Source organism: Weissella sp. DD23, from assembly GCF_001579105.1.
Taxonomy (GTDB): domain Bacteria; phylum Bacillota; class Bacilli; order Lactobacillales; family Lactobacillaceae; genus Weissella; species Weissella cibaria.
Map to the genome: position 1 here is coordinate 29,876 of NZ_KQ970396.1, position 713 is coordinate 30,588.

The following is a 713-nucleotide window of genomic DNA, read 5'->3' on the forward strand; positions in this document are numbered from 1 at the left end:
AGTTGCTGGTGAAGTGAAAAACTTCGATCCCGCTGCTCGCGTTGGAAAGCGTGAGTCACGTAAGATGGACTTGTTTTCACAATACGCCGTTCACGCTACCGGTGAAGCATTGGAAAACGCCGGCTTGGCCGATGGTGTTGATAACCCTGATCGTTTCGGCGTTATCATGGGTAACGGAATCGGTGGTTTGACGACTATCGAAGAACAAGTTATCAAGATGCACGACAAGGGACCACAACGTGTGAGCCCAATGTTCGTGCCAAACGCTATCCCAAACATGGTGTCAGGTAACGTGTCAATGCGTTACGGTGCCAAGGGAATTAACTACACATTGTCAACGGCGTGCGCCAGTGCGACGAATGCGATTGGTGAAGCTTTCTGGCGTATCCAATCAGGTAAGTATGATGTGATGGTTACGGGTGGATCAGAAGCGACGGTTAACGAAATGGGAATCTCAGGGTTCGCAGCGTTGACTGCCTTGTCAACTGAACCAAATCCACTTGAAGCCTCAAAGCCATTTGATGTAAACCGTCACGGTTTCGTTATGGGTGAGGGTTCAGGAATCTTGGTCTTGGAATCATTGGAACACGCGCAAGCCCGCGGTGCAGAAATTATCGCCGAAGTGGTTGGTTACGGGGCAAACTCTGATGCTTACCACTTGACCAGCCCAACTCCTGACGGATCAGGACCAGCTGGTTCAGTTAAGTTGGCTT

The 713-nt window shown here is 50.2% G+C and carries 1 protein-coding gene; it reads left to right on the forward strand.

Annotation, left to right across the window (positions count from 1 at the left end; genetic code table 11):
- A partial coding sequence (locus WEIDD23_RS14860) for a beta-ketoacyl synthase N-terminal-like domain-containing protein (protein WP_278279486.1) occupies positions 1–713 on the forward strand: 713 nt, incomplete at both ends.